This window comes from Actinophytocola algeriensis (assembly GCF_014203735.1).
Classification (GTDB): domain Bacteria; phylum Actinomycetota; class Actinomycetes; order Mycobacteriales; family Pseudonocardiaceae; genus Actinophytocola; species Actinophytocola algeriensis.
In genome coordinates this window covers 11,715-34,837 of the sequence record NZ_JACHJQ010000013.1, presented here as the reverse complement: position 1 = coordinate 34,837, position 23,123 = coordinate 11,715, and the positions used below count along the sequence as shown (strand labels likewise).

Sequence of the window (23,123 nt, the reverse complement as noted above, 5' to 3'; positions counted from 1 at the left end):
GCATGTCCTCGTGGATGACCTGATCAAGAGCGGTTGGCGCTGGTTCAACGAGCCGGGACAGTGGGGTGGGGACACGGTCACGACCGATCCCGACACGGACTTCTGGCGCACCACCCACTACGGCTATGTCCGTGACACCGGGCACATCCTCGGCGTCGACAAGGCCGGGGACTTCGAGCTGACCGTGACCTTCTCGGGTGACTACCGCGAGCAGTACGACCAGGCGGGCATCGCGATCCGGCTCGACGAGAAGAACTGGATCAAGAGCGGGATCGAGCTCGTCGACGGGCAGCACCAGATCTCGGCCGTGGTGACGCGCGAGGTTTCCGACTGGTCGGTCGTCGCGCTCGCGGAGCCCGCCGGGACGGTGACCGTCAAGGCTGACCGGACGGGGGACACCGTCACGATCTCGTACGGCCTGAACGGTGCCCCACCTGCGACGATGCTGCGACTCGCCTACTTCCCACCGGAATTGTCGGTGCTCGCTGGTGTGATGTGCGCGTCACCGACCGGGAAGGGGTTCACCACACGATTCGAGAACATCACGATCTAGCCCCAGGCGGGCAGGACCGGCACGTCGCCACGCAGGCCGTCGCCGTCGGAGCGGCCGGTCAGCCACGCGATGGCGGCCGCGGCACTGCCCGACACGTCGTGGCGTGGGTCGTCGCGGCCGTTCACGAGGTCCCACACGCGCTCACGGTCACCGGGCAGTTCGACGGTGAGGCGCACGCGCTTGCCGTCGGGCCGGTTGATGTGCCTGGTGACGGCCTCGGCGACGAGGTGCTCGAGGTGGTCCTGCGGCACGTCCGCGAACGTGACCCCGGCGTCGAGGTCCACGAGGTGCACCCACACCTCGTGGAGGCGCATGGACGGGATGTTCGCCGCGGGGAACGGGACCGGGCGGCGGGCCGTGACCCCCGAGGACCACGCCAGTTCCGGCATCGCGGCGGCGGCGGCCATGAACCGGTCGCTCGAGGCGCGGAGGTCCTCGATCAGGACCTGGGCGAGGCGACCGGCGCCCTCCTCGATGTCCGCGTCGCGGTCCGCGTTGCTGGCGTACATTGGATGCTCGACGCCGGTGCGTGCCCAGGTCAGGAGATTGACCAGCCCATCGGCGTTGCGGGCGAGGTGGGACACGACGTGGGCCCTCGACCAGCCGGGCAGCCCGCTCGGCTGGTGGACGGCGTCCTCGCCGAGTCCCGCGACAACGTGGTCGAGTCTCTCCGTCGCCTGGCGCACCAAGGGAAGCAGGCGTACCGCGCGTTCCGCGGCCGACCGTTCGTCGGCGCGTCGCTGCGACGGTACGTCGTTCTGTCCGATGGATGCCTCAGGTGAGATGCTCATACCGCCCAATCCCCGCGTGTTCGGTGGCAGACCTGGTTACTCCAGCGTAGGTGAGCGCGGCAGTTGACCGGTAGTCACCGAGCGATCCGGAAATTGTCGGTGCCCCGTCCTAGCATGACCCCGGCCACGGCTCTCGGTCCCGCAACCGGCCCGTGACCAGTACGAACGGATACTTCGAAGGGACTTCAGTGGCTGACCGCCTCGTCGTTCGCGGCGCCAGGGAGCACAACCTGCGCGGCGTTGACATCGACCTGCCCAGGGACAGCATGATCGTGTTCACCGGGCTGTCCGGCTCGGGCAAGTCGAGCCTGGCGTTCGACACGATCTTCGCGGAGGGCCAGCGCCGGTACGTGGAGTCGCTGTCCGCGTACGCCCGGCAGTTCCTCGGCCAGATGGACAAACCCGACGTCGACTTCATCGAGGGCCTCTCGCCCGCGGTGTCGATCGACCAGAAGTCGACCAACCGGAACCCGAGGTCGACCGTCGGCACCATCACCGAGGTGTACGACTACCTGCGCCTGCTGTTCGCGCGCGCGGGCAAGCCGCACTGCCCGCAGTGCGGCGAGGCGATCAGCAAGCAGACGCCGCAGCAGATCGTCGACCAGGTCATGGCCATGGAGGAGGGCCTGCGGTTCCAGGTCCTCGCGCCGGTCATCCGCGGCCGCAAGGGCGAGTACGTCGACCTGTTCTCGTCACTGCAGTCGCAGGGCTACTCCCGCGCCCGCATCGACGGCGTCGTGTACCAGCTGACCGACCCGCCGAAGCTGAAGAAGCAGGAGAAGCACGACATCCAGGTCGTGATCGACCGCCTGCAGGTCAAGCCGAGCTCCAAGCGGCGGCTCACCGACTCGGTCGAGACCGCGCTGCGCCTCGCCGACGGTCTCGTCGAGCTGGAGTTCGTCGACCTGCCGGAGAACGACCCGGCCCGCATCCGCGGGTTCTCCGAGAACCTGGCCTGCCCCAACGGCCACCCCCTCGCCATCGAGGACCTCGAGCCGCGCTCGTTCTCGTTCAACTCGCCCTACGGCGCGTGCCCGGTCTGCACCGGCATCGGCGTCCGGCAGGAGGTCGACCCGGAGCTGGTCGTGCCGGACGACGAGCTGAGCCTCGCCGACGGCGCCATCGCGCCGTGGGCGGGCGGGCAGACCGCCGAGTACTTCCAGCGCCTGCTGACCTCGCTCGCCGAGGCCGTCGGGTTCCGCATGGACACCCCGTGGCGGCGGCTGCCAGCCAAGGCGCAGAAGGCGGTCCTGCACGGCAGCGCCGACCAGGTGCACGTCCGGTACCGCAACCGGTACGGCCGCGAGCGCTCCTACTACGCCAACTACGAGGGCGTGATCCCGTTCCTGGAGCGGCGCCAGGAGCAGACCGAGTCCGAGTACATGCGGGAGAAGTACGAGGGCTACATGCGGGAGGTGCCGTGCCCCACGTGTGAGGGCACCCGCCTCAAGCCGGAGATCCTCGCCGTCACGCTGATGCACAAGAAGCGGGGCGAACGATCCATCGCCGAGGTGTCGGCGCTGTCGATCGGGGAGTGCGCCGACTTCCTGTCCGGGCTGCAGCTGGGCAGGCGCGAGACGATGATCGCGGGCGCCGTGCTGAAGGAGATCCAGGCGCGCCTGCAGTTCCTGCTCGACGTCGGCCTCGACTACCTGTCGCTCGACCGGGGAGCGGGCACCCTGTCCGGCGGCGAGGCGCAGCGCATCCGGCTCGCGACGCAGATCGGGTCCGGGCTGGTGGGCGTGCTGTACGTGCTGGACGAGCCGTCGATCGGCCTGCACCAGCGCGACAACCACCGGTTGATCGAGACGCTGACCCGGCTGCGCAACCTGGGCAACACGCTGATCGTCGTCGAGCACGACGAGGACACCATCCGCCACTCCGACTGGGTGGTCGACATCGGGCCGGGTGCCGGTGAGCACGGCGGCGAGATCGTCCACAGCGGACCGTACGAGAAGCTGCTGAAGAACAAGAAGTCGCTGACGGGCGCGTACCTGTCCGGGCGGCAGCGGATCGAGGTGCCCGCGATCCGCAGGCCCGTCGACAAGAAGCGGCTGCTGACCGTGGTCGGCGCGCGGGAGCACAACCTGCGCAACATCGACGTGTCGTTCCCGCTCGGGTGTCTGGTGTCGGTCACCGGCGTGTCCGGCTCCGGCAAGTCGACGCTCGTCAACGACATCCTGGCGACCGTCCTCGCGAACAAGCTGAACGGCGCGCGGCAGGTCCCGGGCAGGCACACCCGCGTCAACGGGCTGACCATGGTCGACAAGCTGGTGCGCGTGGACCAGTCACCGATCGGCCGCACCCCGCGGTCCAACCCGGCCACCTACACCGGCGTGTTCGACCACGTCCGCAAGCTGTTCGCGGCCACGGCCGAGGCCAAGGTGCGCGGCTACCAGCCGGGCCGGTTCTCGTTCAACGTCAAGGGCGGCCGCTGCGAGGCGTGCGCGGGCGACGGCACCATCAAGATCGAGATGAACTTCCTGCCGGACGTGTACGTGCCGTGCGAGGTCTGCAAGGGCGCCCGGTACAACCGCGAGACACTCGAGGTCCACTACAAGGGCAAGACGATCTCCGAGGTCCTCGACATGCCGATCGAGGAAGCGGAGAAGTTCTTCGAGCCGATCAAGGCGATCCACCGCCACCTGAAGACCTTGGTCGACGTGGGTCTGGGCTACGTCCGCCTTGGCCAGCCCGCGCCGACCCTGTCCGGCGGCGAGGCGCAGCGCGTGAAGCTCGCGTCCGAACTGCAGAAGCGGTCCACCGGCAAGACGGTGTACGTACTGGACGAGCCGACGACCGGCCTGCACTTCGAGGACATCCGCAAGCTGATCGGCGTCATCAACGGGTTGGTGGACAAGGGCAACACGGTGATCGTGATCGAGCACAACCTCGACGTGATCAAGACGTCGGACTGGATCGTGGACATGGGGCCGGAGGGTGGTTCCGGCGGCGGGACCGTCATCGGCGAGGGAACGCCGGAGGATGTCGCCGCTCTGGAGGCTTCGTACACCGGTCAGTTCTTGAAGCCGGTGCTGTGATGGGTTTGTGCGCTGGGATGGGCCGGGGTCCGGGGTTCCGGGGGAGGGGTGTGGCTGGGATCAGGTAGGGGGGCTGGGTCGGGCAGGGACGCGGCCCTGCCGGCGCGGCTCAGATGGTGAACGTCACGTCCGTCAGCTTTTCCGACAGCGTCCACAGACCTTCCGCTTTGTGCTTGTCGTGGGAGGCTTTGCTCGAACCGACCAGTTTCGGGTAGCCGTGCTGGGTGGTGACGCCGCCCGGGCCGGCGAACGAGCCGTTCGGCAGGTCCATCGTCGACGCGTACAGGGTCGGCATGGCGCCCATCTTCGCGCTCTGGGCCACCAGCCGGTTGCCCAGCGCCATGATCGTGTCCAGCAGGGTTTCCGTGTGGGACTGGAGATTCGTCGACGCGTAGCCCGGGTGGGCCGCGTGGGACTTCAGCGGTGAGCCCGCATCCGTCAACCTCCGCGCCAGCTCATAGGTGAACAGCAGGTTCGCGAGCTTCGACTGGCAGTACGCGAGCCACCGCTGGTAGCGGCGCCGTTCCCAGTTCAGGTCCGTCAGGTCCACCTTGCCGGCCAGGTGCACGGTGCTGGACACCGTGACCACCCGGTCGCGGATGCGGTCCAGCAGCAAACCGGTCAGTGCGAAGTGGCCAAGGTGGTTCGTGCCGATCTGCATCTCGAAACCGTCGACCGTGCGGCGGTGGGGGATGGCCATGACGCCGGCGTTGTTCACGAGCACGTCGATGGGCTCGTCGACCGACGTCGCGAACTCGTGCACCGAGGCCAGGTTGGCCAGGTCCAGCGCCCGCACCTCGACCGTGTCCGCCATGGTCGCCGCGGCGGCGTTGCCCTTGTCGACGTTGCGGCACGCCAGGATCACCCGGGCGCCTGCCGCCGCGAAGGCCGCTGCCGCCGCCTGGCCGATGCCGCTGTTCGCACCGGTGACGATGACCGTGCGGTCCTGCTGCGGCGGCATGTCACCCAACGTCCACTTGGCCATGGCAGCACCCTAGTCCCGGGCATACTCGAACTGTGTCGCTCAACGACTACTGCTTCCGCGGCCTCTGGTCCGTGCGCGCCACCACCGGCCGGGTCTTCGCCGCGCTCGTCGACGTCGCCCGCTATCCCGACTGGTGGCCCGACATCCGCGCGGTGACCCGGGTGGGCGACGACACCGCCGAGGTCATCTGCCGCTCCGTCCTGCCCTACGCGCTCAGGTTCCGGCTGCACCGGGCCGTGGAGGACGAGTCCGCCGGGCACATGCGGGTGGACGTCACCGGTGACCTCGAGGGCTTCGTCCAGGGGCGGGTCGCCGAGCACCGGACCGCCGGGGCGCTGCTCGCGATCACCCAGCGGGTCGTCGTCAGGAAACCGCTGCTCCGCGCGTTCGCCCCGGTCGGGCGGCCCGTCTTCCGCGCCAACCACGCACTCATGATGTGGCGTGGCCAGCGCGGTTTCCGCGACTACCTCGCCGGCTGAGCCGCCGCCTGCCACGCCGCCCGGTTGTCCCGCGCGAACGCGGTGAAGTCCTTCGCCGGACGCCCGAGTGCCTGCTCGACCCCGTCGCCGACCCACGCGTTCCTGCCGTCCAGGACCTCGCCGAACAGGTAGCGCATGAGGCCCACCACGTCCTCTGGTTCGCCGTGCGCCGCCGCGGCCTCGACGTACGCGTCCAGGTCGACCGGCTCGTAGGTGAGCGGTCTGCCCGTCGCCTCCGCGATCTCGGCCACCGCGTCCGCGAACGTCAGCAGCCTCGGGCCGGTCATCTCGTACGTCTTGCCGTCGTGGCCCGGCTCGGTCAGCGCGGCCACCGCGACGTCCGCGATGTCGTCCACGTCGACGAACGGCTCGGTGACGGCACCGGCGGGCAGCACGACATGGCCGCCGAGCAACGGGTCCAGCAGGTAGCCCTCCGAGAAGTTCTGGTTGAACCAGGAGCAGCGCACGACCGTCCAGTCGAGTCCGCCCTCCCGCACCACGTCCTCCGCTGCCTGCGCCTCCGCCTCGCCGCGGCCCGACAGCAGCACCAGCCGCCGCACACCCGCCTGCTCCGCGAGGGACGTCAGCTCGCGCACCGCCGCCACGGCACCCGGCACCGCGAGGTCCGGGTAGTAGGACACGTACACCGCGTCCGTGCCGGCCAGTACCGGTGCCCACGTCGCCGGGGCCGCCCAGTCGAACGCCGGCGTTCCGGACCTGCTGCCGCGCCGCACCGGCACGCCGCGTGCCGTCAGGCGGTCCGCGACCCGTCGCCCGGTCTTGCCGTTCGCACCCAGCACGAGTGTGGTCATGTCGTCCTCCAATAGTCATGGCTGCAGTGCGTCCAGCAGACCATGACTGAACGGGAGATTCCATGACCGAACCGCGCTAGTTCATGCTCTTTCGTCCAGGCACCTTGGATGATCGATACTCCGAGGGGGATAGTTGTCGGCATGACCGGCTTCGACCCGTGGGCGCCCACCGACCCGCTCGGTGAGGCGTTGCACCTGCTCCGGATGAACGGCGCGTTCTACTGCCGCACCGACATGTCCGCGCCGTGGGGCATGACCATGCCCGCGATGCCGGGGCACCTGTGGTTCCACGTCGTGACCGCCGGGCGGTGCCTGCTGCGCACCGCCGACGGCGCGACCCACACCATGAACCAGAACGAGCTGTTCCTCGTGCCGCACGGGCAGGGACACGCGCTGCTCAGCGAGCCGGGTATCGCGGCGCCCAGCGTCATGGACCTGCCTCGCGACCTCGTCAGCGACCGTTACGAGACGCTGCGGCACGGCGGTGGCGGCGCGCCGACGCACATGGTCTGCGGTGCCATCCGGTTCGACCAGCCCGGCGCGCGGCACCTGATCGAGGTGCTGCCGAAGACCCTGCACATCGGAGCCGCCGACGCCGCACCGGACAGCTGGCTGCCGAGCCTGCTGCGGCTCATGGCGAGCGAGGCGAAGCACCTGCGTCCCGGCGGCGAAGAGGTGATCACGCGCCTGTCCGACATCCTCGTCATCCAGGCGATCCGCGCGTGGCTCGAGTCCGACCCGGCCGCACGCACGGGCTGGCTCGGCGCGCTGCACGACCCGCAGCTCGGTCGCGCGCTCGCGTTGATCCACCGGCGCCCGGACCACGCGTGGACCGTCGCGGAGCTCGCGACCGAGCTGGCCATGTCCCGGTCGGCGTTCTCCGCGCGGTTCACCAACGTCGTGGGGGAGCCGGTGATGCGGTACGTGACGCGCTGGCGCATGCAGGTGGCGCTGCGGTCGTTCGAGGACGGCCGGACCACCACCGCGGAACTGGCGCGCAAGCTCGGCTACCGGTCGGAAGCCGCGTTCGCGCGCGCGTTCAAGCGGGTGCTGGGCGTCTCCCCGGGCGCGGCGAAGAAACGCCGCGGCGACGACCAGCCCGGCGTCAGCCCGGCAGGCTGACCGACCACGCGGCGAGCACCGCGTCCAGGTCGGCGCGCAGGACGTCCGCGAACTCGCCCACCGGGTCCAGGGCCCAGTCCATCAGCGCGCCGTGGGCCATGGCCGCGATGATGCGGGCCGCCTGCGCCGGTGGGGGAGCGCCGGGCAGGTCCGCCGCGGTGAACAGGTCCGTCAGCACTTCCCGCACGCCGGCCCGCAGCCGGGCGAAACCCGCTCGCAGCGCGGGGTCCGCCAGGTCCACCCCCAGCTGGCCGAGGTGGTTGGACGTGGTCGCCGGGTCGGCGACCGCCTCCGTCGTGGCCAGGATCGTCGTCGTGATCGCGTCCAGGGGCGCGCGGCCGGCCGCGGCCGCGCGCATCATCGGCGCCGCGCCCTCCGCGCCCATGGTCATCATCGTCAGCAGCATGTTCTGCTTCGAGCCGAAGCGGCCCGCCACCGTCCCCACCGCGACACCGGCCTCACCCGCCACCTGCGCCAGCGTGAAACCCGGGCCGAACCGGCCGATCGCCCGGCCGCACGCCGCGATCAGCTCCTCGTCGGACACCTTGCGTGGACGGGCCATGTAGTTATTGAACCACGGTTCGGAAACGCGGTAGCATCCGTGCCATGGCCACCTGGCAGGACATCGAGAAGGACGCGCCCGAGTTCGCCGAACGAGTGCGGAGCCGGTTCGCGGCGGGCACCAACAAGACCATCGCGACACTGCGCAAGGACGGGTCGCCCCGGATCAGCGGGTCCGAGCTGGAGATCAAGGACGGCGAGGTCACCCTCGGCATGATGGACGGCTCGATGAAGCTGAACGACGTGCGCCGCGACCCGCGCGTCGCCATCCACAGCCCGACGGTCGAACCGCCGTCGGACCCCACGGAATGGCTCGGCGAGGCCAAGCTCGCCGGCCGGGTCGTCGAGACGGCACCGCCGGAGCAGGAGGCCCAGGAGGGTGCCGGGTACTTCCGCGTCGACATCACCGAGGTGGCGCTGACCCACGTCGGCGGCAACCCGCCCGACCACCTCGTGATCGAGTCCTGGCACGAGGGCACCGGCTACCGGCGGCGCACGCGCAAATAGGAGAACGGCCGCCCTTGGGATGGCAGGGCGGCCGTCGTCTCCCGGAGTGGAGCTACTTGCCGGACTCGGCCGCCGCTGTCGCGGCAGCTTCCGTCCGCGCTGCCGGACCGTCCTGCGGGGTGTCCGCGGAGTGGTCGTCGATCAGCGTCTTCTCGTCGAACGGGTCCTCGCCGGAGAGCACCCTGTTCGCCTGGTCGCGGTCGAACTCCCTGGTCCACGTGCCGACGAGCACGGTCGCGACCGAGTTGCCCGCGAAGTTCGTCAGCGCTCGCGCCTCGGACATGAACCGGTCGATGCCGACGATGAGACCGACGCCGTCGACCAGCTCCGGCCGGTGCGACTGCAGACCACCGGCCAGCGTCGCGAGGCCCGCGCCGGTCACACCGGCCGCACCCTTCGACGCGATGATCATGAACAGCAGCAACCCGATCTGCTCGCCAACCGACAGCGGCGCGTCCATGGCCTCGGCGATGAACAGCGTCGCCATGGTCAGGTAGATCGCGGTGCCGTCGAGGTTGAACGAGTACCCGGTCGGGATCGTGATGCCCGCGACCGGCTTGCTGACGCCGAGGTGCTCCATCTTCGCGATCAGCCTCGGCAGCGCCACCTCGGACGACGAGGTCGACAGGATCAGCAGGAACTCGCGCGACAGGTAGCGGAACAGCGTCAGGATGTTCATCCGCGCGACCAGCCACAGCAGCGACGACAGGATCACGAACACGAACAGCAGGCAGGTCGCGTAGAAGCCGATCATGATGATCGCGAGGCTCTTCAACGCGTCCACGCCGGTCTCGCCGACCACCGCGGCGATCGCGCCGAACGCGCCGACCGGCGCCGCCCACATGATCATCGCCAGGATGCGGAAGACCAGCCGCTGGATGTGGCCGACGCCGCGCAGGATCGGCTCGCCCTTGGCGCCCAGCGCCTGCACGGCGAACCCGGCGAGCAACGCGACGAGCAGCGTCTGGAGCACCGAACCCTCGGTGAACGCCGACACGAGCGTCGCCGGGATGATGCCGAGCAGGAAGTCGACCGTGCCCTCGGACTCCTTCACCTGTCCCTGGCCCGCTTCGCGGACGGTGTCGGTGAGCTGCAGCCCCTCGCCGGGGTGCAGGATGTTGCCGACGATGAGGCCGATGACCAGCGCCACCGTCGACATCGCGAGGAAGTAACCGATGGCGAGCGTGCCGACCTTGCCGACCTTCGCGGCCTTGGCCACCGAGCCGACGCCGAGCACGATCGTGCAGAAGATGATCGGGCTGATCATCATCTTGATCAGGTTGACGAACCCGGTGCCGAGCGGTTTCAGTTCCTTGCCGACTTCCGGCCACACCAGACCGATCAGGATGCCGGCCGCGACCGCGACGATCACGGCGATGTAGAGGAGATGGGTCCGGTCCCGACGACGTGGGCGGGCCGGTTGTTCAACGCTGGACACGAGACCTCCTGGCAGGGCTGGTTGCGGTGATTCTCCGAACCGCTATGAGGTGGGTCACGTTTGTGTTCATTAAGTAGATGGGCTTTCCAAGATCATTGTGAAGCGGGCCACACTGATGCGCATGACAGGTGAGCGCCGTGGAGGTTGGAGCCTCGCGCGGCAGCTGCTGGTGCTCCAGGTGATCATCGTCGGGGTGCTGGTCGTCGCGGGCGCGCTCCTCGCGTACCTCGACGTGGCCGACCGGACCGAGGACTCGACGCGCGAGGAGGTCGTCTCGGTCGCGCTGACCATCGCGGACTCACCCGCGGTCGTCGACGCCGTCGAGGCGAGGGAACCGAGCGCGGTGCTGCAGCCCTTCGCCGAGCGCGTCCGCCGCGACACCGGCGTCGACTTCATCACGATCATGGACACCTCGGGCTTCAGATACACCCACCCGAACCCGGACCGCATCGGCGAGAAGTTCCTCGGCCACATCGAGGACGCGCTCGCGGGCGAGGTCTTCACCGAGACCTACACCGGCACGCTCGGCCCGTCGGTCCGCGCGGTGGTCCCGGTCCGCGACGGCGACCGGATCGCGGCACTGGTCAGCGTCGGCATCACGCTCGACGCGATCGCCGGGCAGGTCCGCGACCGGCTCGTACCGCTGGTCCTGGTCGCGCTCGTGACGCTCGCGGCCGGCATGACCGGCACCTACCTCGTCAGCAGGCGCCTCGACCGGCAGACCCACGGCCTCGGGCCAGCGGAACTCGGCAGGCGCCTGGAGTACCACGAGGCGATCCTGCACACCGTCCGCGAAGGCCTCCTGCTGGTCGACCAGGCAGGCCGGGTGACGCTCTGCAACGACGGTGCCCGCGAGCTGCTGGACCTGGCCGACGACATCGAGGGCAAGGCACTCGGCGACCTCGGGCTGCCCGCGGCGATGGTCGCGAGCATGGCGCCCGACCGCACCACCCGTGACGAGATCCACCTGACCGACCGGCGCGTGCTGGTCGTGAACGGCACTCCGGTCCGCTCCGGCAACCGCGCGCACGGCACGGTCGTGACCCTGCGGGACCACACCGACCTGCAGGCGCTCACCGGCGAGCTGGACTCGGTCCGCGGCTTCGCCGAGTCGCTGCGCTCGCAGGCGCACGAGGCCGCGAACCGGCTGCACACGGTCGTGTCGCTCGTGGAGCTCGGCCGCTACGAGGAGGCCGTCGAGTTCGCGACCGCCGAGCTGGCGCTCGCGCAGCAGCTCACCGACCGCGTGGTGGACGCGGTGTCCGAGCCGGTGCTCGCGGCGCTGCTGCTCGGCAAGGCGGCCGAGGCGAACGAACGCGGCGCCGAGCTGGTGATCACGCCCGAGACGGAGATCGACGACGCGGTGCTGGGCGGCACCCTCGCGCCGAGGGACGTGGTCACCATCCTCGGCAACCTCATCGACAACGCGCTCGACGCGGCCATCGAGGGCGGGAACGCGCCGAAGGTGTTCGTCACCGCCCGCACCGAGGACGGCGCGCTGCTCCTGCGCGTCGAGGACACCGGCGCCGGCCTCGCGGCGGGCGAGGTGGCGTTCGACCGCGGCTGGTCCACGAAAGCGGACGGCCGCGGCCTCGGGCTCGCGCTGGTGCGGCAGGCGGTGCACAGGGGCAACGGCACGATCGAGGTGAGCCAGGGGGAACGCGGCGCGGTGTTCGCGGTCCGGCTCCCGACCGCGTTGGTGTCGACGTGATCGGGGAGCGGAGCGCCGGAGGGAAGACGACGTGGTAGCGGAGGAGCGCGGCGACCCATGATTGCAGTGCTGGTGGTCGAGGACGACCTCGTCGCCGCCGACGCGCACCGGCTCTACGTCGAGCGGGTCGACGGGTTCGCCGTCGCCGGGGTCGTGCACTCGGCCGGGGAGGCGCGGCGGGCGCTCGGGCGGCTGGACGTGGACCTCCTGCTGCTCGACCAGTACCTGCCCGACGGCAACGGGCTCGACCTGTGCCGCGCGCTGCGGGCCGAGGGCAGGCTCGTCGACGTGATCATGGTGACCTCCGCGCGGGACCTGGCGCTGGTGCGGGCCGCGGTGTCCAGCGGCGTGGTGCAGTACCTGCTGAAGCCGTTCACCTTCGCGACACTGCGCGACAAGCTCGAGCGGTACGCGCGGTTCCGGCACGGCGTCGACCAGGCCCAGGAGGCCGACCAGACGAACGTCGACCACCTCTTCGCCACACTGCGCGGCAGTGAGGGCGCCCAGCTGCCCAAGGGCATGAGCGCACCGACGCTCGACGCCGTCGCGGCCGCACTGCGTGGCGCGGCGGAGGGGCTCTCCGCGGGCGCGGCAGGGGACGCGCTCGGCATGTCCCGCGTGACCGCGCGCCGGTACCTGGAGTACCTCGCGGACCACGGGATGGCGATCCGGCAGCCGAGGTACGGTCAGGTCGGACGGCCCGAGTTGCGCTATCAGTGGGCCAGGACCTGACCGGTGGAACAACCGGCCAGGCGGTGGTGTTATCCTGAACGACGCGACCAGTCTCGCTTGCGAGACTGTACAAGTGGAGCCCCGCTCCCACCCGAGTCACACAGTGGCCGGGTTCCGGTCGCCGCGACCTGTACCGGACAGCTCCGGCATTCGGGCGCGGTTTCTCGTCGGGTGCGACGAGTGATCGGAAGCGGGCCCCGTTCGTCCATCAGACGACCGGGGCTTCGTGCTTGATGGGGATCCGTGAGGGTCGCGGAGGAGAAAGACGAACCCGGCCCGAGGAGGCCCCATCAGCTCCGAGACACGCATCAACGACCGCATCCGAGTTCCGGAAGTCCGACTCGTCGGACCGAACGGCGAGCAGGTGGGGATAGTGCGCATCGAAGACGCACTCCGCCTCGCTCAGGAAGCGGACCTGGACCTCGTGGAGGTAGCCCCGCAGGCTCGTCCGCCGGTCTGCAAGCTCATGGACTTCGGCAAGTTCAAGTACGAGAGCGCGCAGAAGGCACGCGAGTCGCGTCGAAACCAGCAGCTCACCGTGATCAAGGAGCAGAAGCTCCGCCCGAAGATCGACAAGCACGACTACGAGACCAAACGTGGTCACGTGATCCGCTTCCTCGAACACGGGAACAAGGTCAAGGTGACGATCATGTTCCGCGGACGTGAGCAGTCCCGCCCCGAACTTGGCTTCCGGCTGCTGCAGCGGCTGTCCGAGGACGTCGCCGATCTCGGCTTCGTCGAGGCCGCGCCGAAGCAGGACGGCCGGAACATGATCATGGTGTTGGCGCCGCACAAGACCCAGAAGACGCGGCCGAAGCCCAGCGCTGACGCCGCTGACCCCGCCGACGCTGCCGCCGCCGACACGAACTGATCGTCCGAACAGGGCCGAGTGCGTCTCACCGCGAGGCGTGACGCACCCGGTCGTACAACCGCGCAAGGAAGACGGCAAGGAACACCATGCCCAAGAACAAGACCCACTCCGGTACCTCGAAGCGCGTTCGGGTCACCGGCAAGGGAAAGCTCCGTCGTCAGCAGACCGGTCTCCGCCACAAGCTGGAGAAGAAGTCCAGCAGGGTGACCCGTCGCCTGTCCGGCACCGAAGAGCTGGCCAAGGCCGACGTCAAGCGCGTGAAGAAGCTGCTCGGTCGCTGACCGGCACTCGTTTCCCTGACCACACTGGGCGCGCGGGACCGCCGCCCTCGAGATCGATCGGATTCGCACCGTGGCACGCGTCAAGCGGGCAGTCAACGCCCAAAAGAAGCGCCGCACCACCCTTGAGCTGGCCAGCGGCTACCGTGGCCAGCGCTCGCGGCTGTACCGCAAGGCGAAGGAGCAGATGCTCCACTCGCTCAACTACGCCTACCGGGACCGCCGTGCCCGCAAGGGTGACTTCCGGCAGCTGTGGATCACCCGCATCAACGCCGCGGCTCGCCAGAACGGCCTGACCTACAACCGCTTCATCCAGGGTCTGAAGAACGCGGGTGTCGAGGTCGACCGCAAGATCCTCGCCGAGCTGGCCGTGAACGACGCGGGCGCGTTCGCCGCGCTCGTCGAGGTCGCGCGTGCCAACGCCGACCAGCAGGGCAAGGCCGCTTCCTGAGCACCGCACCACGACCCGGGGCAGTTCCGTTCACCGAACGGACACCCCGGGTCGCTGCTGCCCGGGCCCTGTCGCGCCGAGTGGGGCGGCAGCGCGCCGGGCGGTTCCTCGTCGAGGGCGCACAGGCCGTCCGCGAGGCGCTCACGTGGCCCGGTGAGGTGCACGAACTGTTCGTGACCGAGGCGTTCACCGCCCGCGACACGGAACTGCACGCACTCGCCGCCGGCCGGGACGTCCCCGTCTCCCCGGTGACCGACCGCGCGATGGCAGGCCTGTCCGACACGGTCACACCGCAGGGCGTGGTCGCGGTGTGCTCGTTCGTGGACGTGCCGCTCGCCACCGCGCTGGCCGGCACACCCGCGCTGGTCGCCGTGCTGGTCGAGGTGTCCGACCCTGGCAACGCGGGCACGGTCATCCGGGTCGCCGACGCGGCGGGCGCCGACGCGGTGGTCCTGGCCGGGGACGTGGTCGACCCGCACAACGGCAAGTGCGTTCGCGCGTCGACCGGCAGCGTCTTCCACCTGCCGATCGCCCGCGCCACCGTCGACGAGACCCTGGCCGCCTGCCGCGCGGCCGGTCTGCGGCTGGTCGCCACCGACGGCTACGCCACCACCGAACTCACCCCCGCCACCGCACCCGCGCCCGTGGCCTGGCTCTTCGGCAGCGAGGCGCACGGACTGCCCGCCGCGGTGAAGGAGGCCGCCGACGAGTCGGTGCGCGTGCCGCTCTACGGCAGGGCGGAAAGCCTCAACCTCGCCACCGCCGCGACCGTCTGCCTCTACGCGAGCGCGTGGCGTGCACACGGTTCACCTGATCAGGTTTAGTCAGACGCGAATCCGACCACTCTGCTGGCATCGGGTCACGGCTTCCCTGGGGGTTCCGCATGGGTCGGTTCAAGCGTTCGTGGGAAATGTTCACGGCGTCCTGGCGCGTGCTGCGCTCACGCAAGGAACTCGCGGTCTTCCCGGTCCTGTCCGGTGCGGTGGGGCTGGTGGTGGCGATCATCTTCCTCACCCCCGCGGTGTTCACGGTCGACTTCGGCTCCGGTGACGGCGGCGCGACTCCCGGCACCTACGCGCTGCTGGCCGGGTTCTACGTCGTCAGCGCCTACGTGGCGATCTTCTTCAACGTGGCGTTGATCTCGCAGGCGAACGTCGCGCTGAAGGGCGGTGACCCGAGCGTCGCAGGCGGGCTGCGCACCGCGGGCTCGATGGCGGGCAGGCTCCTGCCGTGGGCGCTGCTGTCGGCGACCGTGTCGATGGTCCTGCGGATCATCGAGGAACGCCTCGGCTTCCTGGGTCGCATCGTCGGCGGTCTGATCGGCATGGCCTGGAGCCTCGTCACCTACCTGGTGCTGCCGGTGATGGTGCTCGAACGCGCCACCACCAAGCCCGCGGTCAAGCGTTCCGCCGAGCTGTTCCGCGGCACCTGGGGCGAGAACGTGCTGGGCAACGTGGGCATCGGCGCGGTCGGGTTCCTGTTCGTCCTGCCGAGCGTGCTGCTGGTCGTGCTCGGCGGCGTCGCGGGCGGGGCGGTGGCGATGGTGTGCTTCGCGCTCGCCGTGCTCTGGTTCCTCGTGAGCCTCGTGCTGATCACCGCGCTATCCGGGATCTACCAGACCGCGCTGTACCACTACGCCGCGGACCGGAGCGTGCCGCGGGAGTTCGGGGGCGCGGATCTGGCCGGTGCGTTCCCCCCGAAGCGCCGATAGGGGAAACTGGGTTCGGGCCGGATCAGCCGATCACCTAGGATCACTGTGCTCGCTACCCGCGAGCACGTCGATCCGGTCAGCCTTCCCCGGGAGCTCGCACCCACATGTCCGCAGCCAACGACTCCTACGATCCGAAGCAGGTCGCGGCCCTCGCGCCCGAGACGCTGCAGGCTGCCGTGGAGCAGGCGCGCAAGGAGTTCGCGGCGGTGGGCGACCTGGCGGCGCTGGCCACGGTCAAGCCCGCCCACCTGGGGGACAAGGCCCCGCTGATGGTGGCCCGTCGCGAGATCGGTGCGCTGCCGCCCAACGGGAAGGCAGACGCGGGCAAGCGGGTCAACGAGGCGCAGAAGGCCGTGCGCGAGGCGTTCGAGGAGCGCCGCGTCCAGCTGGTGGCCGACCGCGACGAGCGGGTGCTCCGCGAGGAGTCGGTGGACGTCACGCTGCCGTGGAACCGCGTCCCCCGCGGCGCCCAGCACCCGCTGACCACGCTGTCCGACCGCATCGCGGACGTGTTCGTCGGCATGGGCTGGGAAATCGCCGAGGGACCCGAGGTCGAGACCGAGTGGTTCAACTTCGACGCGCTGAACTTCAAGAAGGACCACCCGGCGCGCACCATGCAGGACACGTTCTACGTGGCGCCCGCCGACTCCGGCCTGGTCCTGCGCACCCACACCTCACCGGTGCAGATCCGCTCGCTGCTCGAGCGTGACCTGCCGGTCTACGTGGTGTGCCCCGGCCGGACCTTCCGCACCGACGAGCTCGACGCCACCCACACCCCGGTGTTCCACCAGGTGGAGGGGCTCGCCGTCGACAAAGGCCTCACGATGGCCAACCTGAAGGGCACCCTGGACGCGTTCGCCAAGGCCATGTTCGGCGACAGCTCCAAGATCCGGCTGCGCCCGTCGTACTTCCCGTTCACCGAGCCGTCCGCGGAGCCCGACGTGTGGTTCCCGGAGAAGAAGGGCGGCGCGGGCTGGGTCGAGTGGGGTGGCTGCGGCATGGTCAACCCCAACGTGCTGCGTGCCTGCGGCATCGACCCGGACGTCTACTCCGGCTTCGCGTTCGGCATGGGCATCGAGCGGACGCTGCAGTTCCGCAACGGCATCCCGGACATGCGCGACATGGTCGAGGGCGACGTCCGGTTCACGGCCCCCTTCGGCACCGAAGCCTGATCTCGCCACACCCGTCAGTAGGAGAGGTAACACCGTGCGGGTCCCCGTCAGCTGGCTCACCGAGCACCTCGAGACGGACGAGAACTACTCGGCGGAACAGATCGCCGAGGCGTTCGTCCGTGTCGGTCTCGAGGTCGAGGAGGTCACGCCACTCGGCCCGGTGACCGGTCCCGTCGTGGTCGGCCGCGTCGCCGAGATCGAGGAGCTCACCGAGTTCAAGAAGCCGATCCGGTACTGCATGGTCGAGGTCGCGGAGGCCGACGACCACGACGACGTCATCGAGGGCGAGCCGCGCGTGCGCGGGATCGTCTGCGGCGCGACGAACTTCGCCGAGGGCGACCTCGTGGTGGTCGCGTTGCCCGGTGCGGTGCTGCCCGGCGGGTTCTCGATCGCCGCGCGCAAGACGTACGGCCGGGTCAGCAACGGCATGATCTGTTCGGCCCGCGAGCTGGGACTGGGCGACGAGCACTCCGGCATCCTCGTGCTGCCGAGCGGCGAGGCTGGTGCCGGTGACGACGCCGTCGAGCTGCTGGGCCTGGACGAGAGCGTGATCGAGCTGTCGATCACGCCCGATCGCGGCTACGCGTTCTCCATCCGCGGCCTCGCCCGCGAGCTGGCCTGCGCGTTCGACATCGACTACCGCGACCCCGCCGCCATCGACGCGCCGGGTGCCGAGGGTGACGCGTTCTCGGTGACCGTGGAGCACGAGACCGACTGCCCGCGCTTCGTCGCGCGGCGCGTGACCGGGGTGGACCCGACCGCGCCGACCCCGTTCTGGATCCGGCGCAGGCTCATGCTGGCCGGTGTCCGGTCGATCTCGCTGGCCGTCGACGTCACGAACTACGTGATGCTCGAGATGGGCCAGCCCATGCACGCCTTCGACACGCCGTCGATCAAGGGCGGGCTGGTCGTGCGGCGCGCGAAGCCGGGGGAGAAGCTCACCACGCTCGACGACACCGTCCGCGAGCTGGACCCGGACGACATCGTCATCGCCGACGAGACCGGCCCGGTCTCGCTCGCGGGTGTGATGGGTGGCGCGAGCACCGAGGTCAACGCCGACAGCACCGACATCCTGCTCGAAGCCGCGGTCTGGGACCCGGCCTCGATCGCGCGGACCGTGCGCAGGCACAAACTGCCGTCCGAGGCCTCGAAGCGGTTCGAACGGCACGTCGACGCGAACATCCCGCCGATGGCGCTGGAGCGGGCGGCGCGCCTGCTGCGTGACTTCGCGGACGGCAGCATCAAGCCGGGCCGCACCGACGAGGGCGGCGTGACCGCGCTCCCGACGGTGACGATGCAGCTCGGCCTGCCCGACCGCGTGGCAGGCACGAACTACGAGCGCGGCGCGACCGTGCGGCGGCTCCAGCAGATCGGCTGCACCACCGAGGTCTTCACCGGCGACGACGGCAAGTCCTACGTCGTCGCCCAGCCGCCGACGTGGCGGCACGACCTCGCCGAGCCCGCCGACCTGGTCGAGGAGGTGCTGCGGCTCGAGGGCTACGACACCATCCCGACCGTCCTGCCCGCCGCGCGCCCCGGCACCGGCACCACGGCGAGCCAGCGCCGCAGGCGGTCGGTCGGCCGCGCGCTCGCGGAGGCGGGCTACGTCGAGGTCCTCCCGTTCCCGTTCGTGGCGCCGAGCGTGTGGGACTCCCTGGGCCTGGCCCCGGAAGACAGCCGCCGCCGGACGGTGTCGATCGTCAACCCGCTCGAGGCCGAGCGCAGCGAGCTGGCCACGACCCTGCTGCCCGGGCTGCTGGATGCCTTGGTGCGCAACGTGTCCCGCGGCATGCGGGACATCGCGCTGTTCCACATCGGGCAGGTGACGTTGCCGAAGGCGCAGCAGGTGCCGGTGCCCGAGGTCGGTGTCGCCGGCCGCCCGAGCGACGCGGAGGTGGCGAGCCTGCACGCCGCGCTACCGCAGCAGCCGGTGCACACGGCGGTGGTCCTGACGGGCAACCGCGAGCGGGCAGGCTGGTGGGGCCCCGGCGTCCGGGCGAGCTGGTCGGACGCGGTGCGCGCGGCGGAGATCGTCGCGGAGGCCGCCGGTGTCGAGCTGACCGTGAAGGCAGGCGAGCTGGCGCCGTGGCACCCGGGCCGGTGCGCGCAGCTGCTGGTGGGCGACCTCGCCGTGGGCTATGCGGGCGAGCTGCACCCGAAGGTGATCGACAAGCTCGGTCTGCCGGCGCGCACCTGCGCGATGGAGCTGAAGCTCGACGGGCTCCCGCTGGTCGAGCGCAGGCCGGCGCCGTCACCGTCGCCGTACCCGCCGGTGCTGCTGGACGTGGCGCTGGTGGTCGACGCGACCGTGCCGGTCGCCGAGGTCGCGGACACCCTGCGCGGTGGCGGCGGTGACCTGCTCGAGGAGCTGAACCTGTTCGACGTGTTCACCGGCGAACAGGTCGGCGAGGGCAAGCGCTCGCTGGCCTACTCGCTGCGCTTCCGGGCTCCGGACCGGACCTTGACGGTGGAGGAGGCGACCGCGGCGCGGGACACCGCTGTGGCTGCTGCCGCGTCCCGGTTCGGTGCCGCGCTGCGGGCCTGAGTTGGTGACTCTGCGCCCGGGCCGGTGAGCCCGGGCAGGGGTCAGCTCGTGGTTCGCGTGCCTGCCTCACTCGGCTTGCGGCGTCTCGCGGTGCTCGTTCAGCCATCCTGTGGCGAAGGCCACCGCTTCCCTCAACGGGAAGAGGCGGCTGTCCGCCGTGCCCACCTGGCCGCGGCGCAGGGTGGCCGTCGGTTCATAAGCCGCGCCCACCTGGTCGAAGTCGTCGCTGTTCGTGGCGACGTCGACGTAGGTGATCCACTCGCGGCCGCGTTCGGTGCGGATGGCGCCGCTGTGCTCGATCTTCGCGGACGGGATCCGGTACTCCGCGAGGTGGAACGCCGTGCAGACGTCGAAGCCGACACCCAGCAGCAGCACGCGTGCGTCCTCGGCCTCCAGCGCCCCCAGCGGTGACTCCGCGCCGAGCTGGCAGTCCAGGTCGTGCCTCGCCATCAGTGCTGCCGCCCGCGCGCCGACCGCCGCGAACGACGTGTGCGGGTGGTCGCTCCGCACCGCACCCGGCCACGTCCGCACCGACTCCGCCACCGCGCCGATGCCGCGGCTCGGTGTGATCGCGGGGTCGAACGCGGGCATGTGCTCACGGATGGCAGGCCACCACTCCTCCGGGACCGGCGGGTTGGTCCAGTGCTTCGGGTCCGAGTTGCCGCCGGTCTGCGCAGGCACGACGAGCGTGCCGTCCGGGCCGAGCACGTCCAGCAGGGCCTGCACCACGGCCACCTGACCGCCGGGTACCCACCCGATCGCGCGCATCGACGAGTGCACCAGCACCGTGTCGCCAGTGGACAGACCCAGCGCCGTGAGGTCGGCGGCCAGCGATGCCCGGGTCGGGGGAAGCGAGGTCACATCGACCATCCTGCCAACGGCTACAAGTGCTTAACAGCCTCCCGCACGGACAGGGGCGACAGCTCGGGGTGACCGTCCACGAAGGCCCGCACCCAGCCCGGTTCGGTGCGGGCGAACTGGCGCAGCGCCCAGCCGATGCCCTTGCGGATGAAGAAGTCCCGGTCGCCGGTGTTCGCCTCGATCGCCGCGGTCAGCAGCGCGGTGTCGGTGGCCTCCTTGAAGCTCAGCTGGCAGATGATCGACGTGCGGCGCTTCCACAGGTCCTCGTCGGCCGCCCACGCGTGCATGACCGGCGTCAGCTCGCTCCGGAAGTCGCGTAACAGCGGGCCGACCCTGCGGTTCGCGATCTCTTCCACGTAGTCCCACCACGCGCCGGTGACGATCATCTCCTCGTACAGCGGCAGCAGCGCCGGTGTCTGCCATGCCCGGTACGCCCGGTGTCCGGTCAGGTCGATCGCCAGATACCGCTCCTCCCGGTAGGCGGCCGTCCGCCACAGCTCCAGTGCGGCGGTGCGCACCCGCGGCCGCGGACGGCAGCGGGTGCGCGGCGAACAGCTCCTTCGCGAGCGCCTTGCGTTCCGGTGACGCGACCCCGCGGAACGGCAGCTCCGACTTCATGTACCGCTGCATCTCCGGTGCCTTGCGCGGGTCGCCGCAGGCGGCCAGGCGGGACCGCACTGCGACGACGAGAGCATGGGATTCGTCCATGGGGCGCAACGTACGTCAGCCCACCGACAGTTCCCGCGAGCAGTGTGTTCGAGTGGTCGCGCTCCGTGCCGTCACGATACGGTAAATCGACTTTCGGGGTATTCCCCGCTCACTATTTCGGAGGCAGGCTCATCCGGTGATCAAAGCAAAGAGATTCGCTGCCCTGGCGGCGATCGCGGGAGTCGTGCTCAGTGGGCTGACCGCAACGTCGGTCGCTTCCGCTGCGCCGGCGAAAACACCTGAATTCACTCCAAAAGCCATCCAATGGGGTGAATGCGACAATCCCCGGCTCGTGCAGGCCGGTGCGAAGTGCGGCTTCCTCGAGGTCCCCCTCGACTACGCGAAGCCGGATGGCGACAAGATCAAGCTCGCCGTGTCGCGCGTGACGCACAAGAGCCCGGACTCCGAGTACCAGGGCCCGATGCTGGTCAACCCGGGCGGTCCGGGCGGCTCCGGCCTCATCTACTCGATCTTCGGCGACTTCGTGCCGGACGGCGGCGGCGACGGGTACGACTGGATCGGCTTCGACCCGAGGGGTGTCGGCGCCAGCCAGCCTTCGCTTTCGTGCATTCCGGACTACGACGGCTACAACCGGCCGTACTTCGTGCCAATCACGCCGGGTCTCGAGCGCACGTGGCTGAAGCGTTCGAAGAATTACGCGGACGCGTGTGGTGAGAACGGCGGGAAACTGCTCGAACACATGACGACCGTCGACTCGGCGAACGACATGGAGAGCATTCGCAAGGCGCTCGGCGCCGAGCAGATCAACTACTACGGGTTCTCGTACGGCACCTATCTGGGCCAGGTGTACGGCACGCTGTTCCCGGATCGTTTCCGCCGGGTGGCCTTCGACGGCAACGTGAACCCGAAGCGGGTCTGGTACGACGCGAACATCGACCAGGACATCGCGTTCGACCGCAACATCAAGGTCTACTTCGAGTGGGTCGCCACGTACGACGACATCTACCACCTCGGCAAGACCGGCCGTCAGGTCGAGGCGCTGTTCTACCAGAAGCAGGCCGAGCTGCTGCGCGCCCCGGCGGGCGGCGTGATCGGCCCGGACGAGTGGACCGACATCTTCCTGCAGGCCGCGTACTACGTGTACGGCTGGGAGGACGTCGCCAACGCGTTCGCGGGCTACGTCCACGACGGTGACTGGCAGACGCTGCAGGAGATGTACGGCACGCCGCCGTTCGACGACAACGGGCACGCCGTGTACCTCGCGGTGTCCTGCACCGACGCCCAGTGGCCGACGAACTGGAACAAGTGGCGCGTCGACAACTGGCTGACCCACATCCGCGCGCCGTTCGAGACGTGGGGCAACGTGTGGTTCAACGCCCCCTGCTTCTACTGGCCGGCGTCGTCGGACAAGCCGGTGAAGGTCGACGGCCGCGGGGTCGACAGCGCGCTCCTCATCAACGAGACCCTCGACTCGGCGACGCCGTACTCGGGCGCCATCGAGGTGCGCAAGCTGTTCCCGAACTCGGTGCTCATCGAAGGTGTCGGCGGTACCACCCATTCGGGGTCGCTCTCGGGTGTGGAGTGCACGGACAGCATCATCACCGAGTACCTGAAGACGGGTGCCCTGCCCGCCCGCAAGCCGGGCAACGGCTCCGACGTCCAGTGCGACCCGGTGCCGCGGCCGGTCCCGGCGGGCGCCGCGGCCGACAAGCGGGCCGCGACGGTCCCGTCGGCCGACCTCCGCGCCGAACTGGCGGTGGCGGTCCCGCGCTGACGCGATCCGGATCACACGAACGGGCGTCCCCGGAGCTCCGGGGACGCCCGTTCGTCGTC

General features: G+C 70.0%; 21 protein-coding genes and 1 pseudogene. 15 read left to right on the top strand and 7 right to left on the bottom strand.

Annotation, left to right across the window (positions count from 1 at the left end; translation table 11 throughout):
* Positions 1 to 10: 10 nt before the first annotated feature.
* A complete protein-coding gene (locus FHR82_RS42370) occupies positions 11 to 553 on the top strand; it encodes a DUF1349 domain-containing protein (RefSeq protein ID WP_184816355.1) in 543 nt (180 codons plus the stop codon).
* On the opposite strand, the gene FHR82_RS42365 is transcribed toward FHR82_RS42370, so the two are convergent.
* Positions 550 to 1,344: a maleylpyruvate isomerase family mycothiol-dependent enzyme gene (locus FHR82_RS42365; RefSeq protein WP_184816354.1), complete on the bottom strand. Its 795-nt coding sequence runs from the start codon at positions 1,342 to 1,344 to the stop codon at positions 550 to 552. The two genes, FHR82_RS42370 and FHR82_RS42365, sit on opposite strands and share 4 nt — an antisense overlap.
* 188 nt (positions 1,345 to 1,532) lie before the next feature.
* Here FHR82_RS42365 and uvrA point away from each other — a divergent pair, with 188 nt between their 5' ends.
* Entirely contained in the window at positions 1,533 to 4,385 is a 2,853-nt protein-coding gene (gene uvrA, locus FHR82_RS42360; RefSeq protein ID WP_184816353.1) for an excinuclease ABC subunit UvrA, read from the top strand.
* A gap of 109 nt (positions 4,386 to 4,494) precedes the next feature.
* Here uvrA and FHR82_RS42355 read toward each other — a convergent pair whose 3' ends face one another.
* Positions 4,495 to 5,370: an oxidoreductase gene (locus FHR82_RS42355; protein ID WP_184816352.1), complete on the bottom strand. Its 876-nt coding sequence runs from the start codon at positions 5,368 to 5,370 to the stop codon at positions 4,495 to 4,497.
* A gap of 32 nt (positions 5,371 to 5,402) precedes the next feature.
* On the opposite strand from FHR82_RS42355, the gene FHR82_RS42350 reads away from it, so the two are divergent.
* Positions 5,403 to 5,849, top strand: coding sequence for an SRPBCC family protein (locus FHR82_RS42350; protein WP_184816351.1), 447 nt, complete (start codon positions 5,403 to 5,405; stop codon positions 5,847 to 5,849).
* Here FHR82_RS42350 and FHR82_RS42345 read toward each other — a convergent pair.
* Entirely contained in the window at positions 5,834 to 6,661 is an 828-nt protein-coding gene (locus FHR82_RS42345; RefSeq protein ID WP_184816350.1) for an NAD(P)H-binding protein, read from the bottom strand. The two genes, FHR82_RS42350 and FHR82_RS42345, sit on opposite strands and share 16 nt — an antisense overlap.
* 141 nt (positions 6,662 to 6,802) lie before the next feature.
* Here FHR82_RS42345 and FHR82_RS42340 point away from each other — a divergent pair, with 141 nt between their 5' ends.
* Positions 6,803 to 7,783 (top strand): AraC family transcriptional regulator, encoded by a 981-nt coding sequence (locus FHR82_RS42340; RefSeq protein WP_184816349.1) that lies wholly within the window; start codon positions 6,803 to 6,805, stop codon positions 7,781 to 7,783.
* On the opposite strand, the gene FHR82_RS42335 is transcribed toward FHR82_RS42340, so the two are convergent.
* A complete protein-coding gene (locus FHR82_RS42335; protein WP_184816348.1) occupies positions 7,767 to 8,345 on the bottom strand; it encodes a TetR/AcrR family transcriptional regulator in 579 nt (192 codons plus the stop codon). The genes FHR82_RS42340 and FHR82_RS42335 overlap by 17 nt on opposite strands.
* 44 nt (positions 8,346 to 8,389) lie before the next feature.
* Between FHR82_RS42335 and FHR82_RS42330 the strand changes: the two genes are divergently transcribed.
* Complete coding sequence (locus tag FHR82_RS42330) at positions 8,390 to 8,851, top strand: pyridoxamine 5'-phosphate oxidase family protein (RefSeq protein ID WP_184816347.1); 462 nt, start codon at positions 8,390 to 8,392, stop codon at positions 8,849 to 8,851.
* A gap of 52 nt (positions 8,852 to 8,903) precedes the next feature.
* Here FHR82_RS42330 and FHR82_RS42325 read toward each other — a convergent pair whose 3' ends face one another.
* Positions 8,904 to 10,289 carry a cation:dicarboxylate symporter family transporter gene (locus tag FHR82_RS42325; protein ID WP_184816346.1) on the bottom strand — a complete coding sequence of 462 codons (1,386 nt, stop codon included), beginning with the start codon at positions 10,287 to 10,289 and terminating at the stop codon, positions 8,904 to 8,906.
* A 115-nt stretch (positions 10,290 to 10,404) separates the two neighbouring features.
* Between FHR82_RS42325 and FHR82_RS42320 the strand changes: the two genes are divergently transcribed.
* The 9 genes from FHR82_RS42320 (at position 10,405) to pheT (ending at position 19,760) form a co-directional block, all read left to right on the top strand.
* Positions 10,405 to 12,000, top strand: a complete 1,596-nt coding sequence (locus FHR82_RS42320) for an ATP-binding protein (RefSeq protein ID WP_184816345.1) — start codon at positions 10,405 to 10,407, stop codon at positions 11,998 to 12,000.
* Between the two features lie 57 nt (positions 12,001 to 12,057).
* Positions 12,058 to 12,732, top strand: a complete 675-nt coding sequence (locus tag FHR82_RS42315; RefSeq protein WP_184816344.1) for a response regulator — start codon at positions 12,058 to 12,060, stop codon at positions 12,730 to 12,732.
* 289 nt (positions 12,733 to 13,021) lie between these two features.
* On the top strand, positions 13,022 to 13,603 hold the full coding sequence (infC, locus tag FHR82_RS42310; RefSeq protein ID WP_184816474.1) for a translation initiation factor IF-3: 582 nt from the start codon (positions 13,022 to 13,024) through the stop codon (positions 13,601 to 13,603).
* A gap of 86 nt (positions 13,604 to 13,689) precedes the next feature.
* Entirely contained in the window at positions 13,690 to 13,884 is a 195-nt protein-coding gene (gene rpmI / locus FHR82_RS42305) for a 50S ribosomal protein L35 (protein WP_184816343.1), read from the top strand.
* Between the two features lie 70 nt (positions 13,885 to 13,954).
* Positions 13,955 to 14,332, top strand: coding sequence for a 50S ribosomal protein L20 (rplT, locus tag FHR82_RS42300; RefSeq protein WP_184816342.1), 378 nt, complete (start codon positions 13,955 to 13,957; stop codon positions 14,330 to 14,332).
* Complete coding sequence (locus tag FHR82_RS42295) at positions 14,329 to 15,156, top strand: TrmH family RNA methyltransferase (RefSeq protein ID WP_184816473.1); 828 nt, start codon at positions 14,329 to 14,331, stop codon at positions 15,154 to 15,156. Before rplT ends, FHR82_RS42295 begins: the two co-directional genes overlap by 4 nt.
* Positions 15,157 to 15,215: 59 nt before the next feature.
* A complete protein-coding gene (locus FHR82_RS42290; protein ID WP_184816341.1) occupies positions 15,216 to 16,043 on the top strand; it encodes a DUF6159 family protein in 828 nt (275 codons plus the stop codon).
* Positions 16,044 to 16,147: 104 nt separating this feature from the next.
* On the top strand, positions 16,148 to 17,215 hold the full coding sequence (pheS, locus tag FHR82_RS42285; protein WP_184816340.1) for a phenylalanine--tRNA ligase subunit alpha: 1,068 nt from the start codon (positions 16,148 to 16,150) through the stop codon (positions 17,213 to 17,215).
* 34 nt (positions 17,216 to 17,249) lie between these two features.
* Entirely contained in the window at positions 17,250 to 19,760 is a 2,511-nt protein-coding gene (gene pheT, locus FHR82_RS42280) for a phenylalanine--tRNA ligase subunit beta (protein WP_184816339.1), read from the top strand.
* A gap of 66 nt (positions 19,761 to 19,826) precedes the next feature.
* Here pheT and FHR82_RS42275 read toward each other — a convergent pair whose 3' ends face one another.
* Both FHR82_RS42275 and FHR82_RS42270 read right to left on the bottom strand, forming a co-directional pair.
* Positions 19,827 to 20,621, bottom strand: coding sequence for an AAC(3) family N-acetyltransferase (locus FHR82_RS42275; RefSeq protein ID WP_221464986.1), 795 nt, complete (start codon positions 20,619 to 20,621; stop codon positions 19,827 to 19,829).
* 20 nt (positions 20,622 to 20,641) lie between these two features.
* A pseudogene (locus FHR82_RS42270) lies at positions 20,642 to 21,329 on the bottom strand (DNA alkylation repair protein).
* A 136-nt stretch (positions 21,330 to 21,465) separates the two neighbouring features.
* Here FHR82_RS42270 and FHR82_RS42265 point away from each other — a divergent pair.
* Positions 21,466 to 23,064 carry an alpha/beta fold hydrolase gene (locus tag FHR82_RS42265; RefSeq protein WP_376706494.1) on the top strand — a complete coding sequence of 533 codons (1,599 nt, stop codon included), beginning with the start codon at positions 21,466 to 21,468 and terminating at the stop codon, positions 23,062 to 23,064.
* Positions 23,065 to 23,123: the final 59 nt, after the last annotated feature.

Excerpts from the sequence above, each read along its gene's own strand:
- FHR82_RS42365 (WP_184816354.1), bottom strand. The coding sequence starts at position 1,344 with ATGAGCATCTCACCTGAGGCATCCATCGGACAGAACGACGTACCGTCG.
- FHR82_RS42355 (WP_184816352.1), bottom strand. The coding sequence starts at position 5,370 with ATGGCCAAGTGGACGTTGGGTGACATGCCGCCGCAGCAGGACCGCACG.
- FHR82_RS42345 (WP_184816350.1), bottom strand. The coding sequence starts at position 6,661 with ATGACCACACTCGTGCTGGGTGCGAACGGCAAGACCGGGCGACGGGTC.
- FHR82_RS42340 (WP_184816349.1), top strand. The coding sequence starts at position 6,803 with ATGACCGGCTTCGACCCGTGGGCGCCCACCGACCCGCTCGGTGAGGCG.
- FHR82_RS42335 (WP_184816348.1), bottom strand. The coding sequence starts at position 8,345 with ATGGCCCGTCCACGCAAGGTGTCCGACGAGGAGCTGATCGCGGCGTGC.
- FHR82_RS42330 (WP_184816347.1), top strand. The coding sequence starts at position 8,390 with ATGGCCACCTGGCAGGACATCGAGAAGGACGCGCCCGAGTTCGCCGAA.
- FHR82_RS42320 (WP_184816345.1), top strand. The coding sequence starts at position 10,405 with ATGCGCATGACAGGTGAGCGCCGTGGAGGTTGGAGCCTCGCGCGGCAG.
- FHR82_RS42315 (WP_184816344.1), top strand. The coding sequence starts at position 12,058 with ATGATTGCAGTGCTGGTGGTCGAGGACGACCTCGTCGCCGCCGACGCG.
- rpmI (WP_184816343.1), top strand. The coding sequence starts at position 13,690 with ATGCCCAAGAACAAGACCCACTCCGGTACCTCGAAGCGCGTTCGGGTC.
- FHR82_RS42290 (WP_184816341.1), top strand. The coding sequence starts at position 15,216 with ATGGGTCGGTTCAAGCGTTCGTGGGAAATGTTCACGGCGTCCTGGCGC.
- pheS (WP_184816340.1), top strand. The coding sequence starts at position 16,148 with ATGTCCGCAGCCAACGACTCCTACGATCCGAAGCAGGTCGCGGCCCTC.